At 75.2% G+C, this 2426-nt stretch carries 2 protein-coding genes and 1 pseudogene; 2 read left to right on the top strand and 1 reads right to left on the bottom strand.

What is annotated here, in order from left to right; all coding sequences use genetic code 11:
* Window positions 1-317 precede the first annotated feature (317 nt).
* Window positions 318-1058, bottom strand: coding sequence for a class I SAM-dependent methyltransferase (locus ACFP3V_RS31600; RefSeq protein ID WP_380591207.1), 741 nt, complete (start codon window positions 1056-1058; stop codon window positions 318-320).
* Between the two features lie 137 nt (window positions 1059-1195).
* Between ACFP3V_RS31600 and ACFP3V_RS31595 the strand changes: the two genes are divergently transcribed.
* Together ACFP3V_RS31595 and ACFP3V_RS31590 are read left to right on the top strand one after the other, a co-directional pair.
* Window positions 1196-2224: an Rv2578c family radical SAM protein gene (locus ACFP3V_RS31595; protein ID WP_380591204.1), complete on the top strand. Its 1029-nt coding sequence runs from the start codon at window positions 1196-1198 to the stop codon at window positions 2222-2224.
* A 26-nt stretch (window positions 2225-2250) separates the two neighbouring features.
* Window positions 2251-2426: pseudogene (locus tag ACFP3V_RS31590) on the top strand (NTP pyrophosphohydrolase); the annotation flags it as partial.

The following is a 2426-nucleotide window of genomic DNA, read 5'->3' as shown; positions in this document are numbered from 1 at the left end:
CCGGCGCCCCGGCCCCCGCGCCCCGGGCCTGCCGCCCCGTGCCCGCCGCCCTGGGCCCCGTGCCCCGCGTTCCGTGGCCCGGGCGGGCCCTGGGCTGAGGGCCGTGCGTCCCGCGCTCCGCGTCCGGCGGGCCTGGGCCTGATGGGTCTGTGGCCGGTGTCGCCTGGGGTCGCCGTGAGCCGAAGGCCCCGCGTCTACCGGGACTGCGGGCCCCCGGGCCCCCGGGCCCGCGGGCGCGCGCCGGTCGGGCGTCAGGCGGGCCGGGTCAGCCGGTCCGGGAGCCACGTACCGCCGGCGCCGGGGCACATGACAGGGCGTCAGCGCAGCACCAGCAGGTCCATCCAACTCGTGGCCGGCTCTTCAGGCGACGCCGACGCCGCGGCGTGGAGGCGGGCGAGGCCGCGGGCGTACGCGGCGTCGTCCAGGGCACGGAGCTTGGTGTCGGCCTCGCGCCGCAGGCGGCGGGCGAAGTCGGCCAGAGTGGGAGCGGACTGCTGGGGGAGGGCGCGGAGCGCCGTCCGGCGGAAGCCGGCGGTGGCGAAGGCGGTGGTCACCTCGTCCACCGTCGGGTAGCCGGCCACGCTCTCCGCCGTCTCCGGGAAGAACCGGATCCGCAGGTCCCGCTCGCTCCGCCCCGGAAAGCTGTTGCGGATCAGCACAGGGGCGCCCGGCCGCAGCGCGCGCCGCAACTCGCGGGCGGCGGCGGCCAGGTCGTCGAGGTGGTGGACGACGGAGCCCAGCCACGCCGCGTCGGCGCTGGCGTCGGCGACGGGCAGTGCCTCCGCGCGGCCCTCGCGTACCTCCACCGCCGGGTGGGCGGGGATCAACTCCCGCATGGCGACGGCCGGTTCGACGGCCACGACCCGGACGCCGAACCAGTCGTGGAAGGCCGTGGCGAAAGCCCCCGTCCCGGCGCCCACGTCCAGCACCGTCATCCCGGGGGCGAGTCCCGCCTCCTCCGCGATCGCCTGCCGCCAGGCAGGCAGTCCCTCCCGGGGGATCTCGCGGGCCTCACGGTAGGCGGCTGCGGTACCGGCGTCATAGCCGGAGCTGGTCATCGGGGGGACTCCTTCGCTCGGAGAGTGGGGCGGCGGTTCGCCCGGAAAGCTATCCCACGTCCCAGGCAGCCCACCCTTCCGTATTCGCGCATATGTTCTACTCTGGGCTCAGGAACGTCCCGGACCAGGAGGAACCCATGCGCTGGCAGAACCTGAGCGCCGACCAGGGAAGCGGCGCCACCGCCGCGCTCTTCGGGGCGGACGTGGTCTCGCGGACCTTCGACACGCCGGAGTTCCGTGGCATCACCTTCCACGAGGTCCGCGCCCGCTCCGTGCTCAACCGCGTCCCCGCGGGCTCGCGGATGGCGTTCTCGTGGACGGTCAACCCGTACCGGGGCTGCAGCCACGCCTGCGTCTACTGCTTCGCCCGCAACACGCACAGCTACCTCGACCTCGATACCGGGCGCGACTTCGACACCCAGATCATCGTCAAGGTCAACGCGCCCGAGCTGCTGCGCCGGGAACTCGCCGCGCCCCGCTGGCAGGGGGAGCACGTCGCCATGGGCACCAACGTCGATCCCTACCAGCGGGCGGAGGGGCGGTACCGGCTGATGCCCGGCATCATCACCGCGCTGCGCGACCGGGCGAACCCGTTCTCCATCCTCACCAAGGGAACGCTGATCCTGCGCGACCTGCCCCTGCTGGTCCAGGCCGCCGAGGTGACGCAGGTGAGCGCGGCGGTGTCGGTCGGCTTCACCGACGAGGGGCTCTGGCGTGACGTGGAGCCGGGGACGCCCGCGCCCCGGGCGCGGCTGGACGCCTGCCGGGCGCTCAACGACGCCGGCATCCCCTGCAATGTGCTGATGGCGCCGATCCTGCCCTATCTCTCGGACGCGCCCGAGCAGTTGGAGTCGACCGTGCGCGCCGTCGCGGCGGCGGGCGCGGTGTCGGTGACCCCCATCGTGCTCCACCTCCGCCCCGGGGCCCGCGAGTGGTACCACGCCTGGCTGACGCGTCGTCACCCGGAGCTGGTGGCGCCGTACCGGCGCCTCTACCGGGACGGTTCCTACGCGCCCGACTGGTACCAGCGCCGGATCGTGCGCCAGGTCCGGGAGTTGGCCTCCGCCTACGGCCTCGGCGGCCCGACGCGACGCGGGGCGGACCCGGCTCCGCCGGAGACCGCGGTGGAACCCGAGCCGGAGCCGGAGCAGCTGTCCCTGCTCTGAGCCGGGGCTGTGGCAGGCTTCGGTCCATGGAATCGGACCCTGCCCTGCCGCTCCTGGTCGTGGACGCCGCCAATGTCGTGGGCTCGGTCCCGGACGGCTGGTGGCGGGACCGTCACGGCGCGGCCGAGCGCCTGCGCGACGCGCTGGGGCCCGTCGCTGCCCACGGACTCGCCGCCGCCGACGCGCCCGAGCAGGTGCGGAC

Origin of the sequence: Streptacidiphilus monticola (assembly GCF_042658505.1) — a bacterium.
GTDB classification, from domain to species: Bacteria; Actinomycetota; Actinomycetes; order Streptomycetales; family Streptomycetaceae; genus Streptacidiphilus; species Streptacidiphilus monticola.
Note: the sequence above shows the minus strand (reverse complement) of the source record. Positions and strands in the feature narration are given on the sequence as shown.

Bases quoted from the DNA above. Each gene is read 5' to 3' on its own strand.
- ACFP3V_RS31600 (WP_380591207.1), bottom strand. From the start codon at position 1,058: ATGACCAGCTCCGGCTATGACGCCGGTACCGCAGCCGCCTACCGTGAG.
- ACFP3V_RS31595 (WP_380591204.1), top strand. From the start codon at position 1,196: ATGCGCTGGCAGAACCTGAGCGCCGACCAGGGAAGCGGCGCCACCGCC.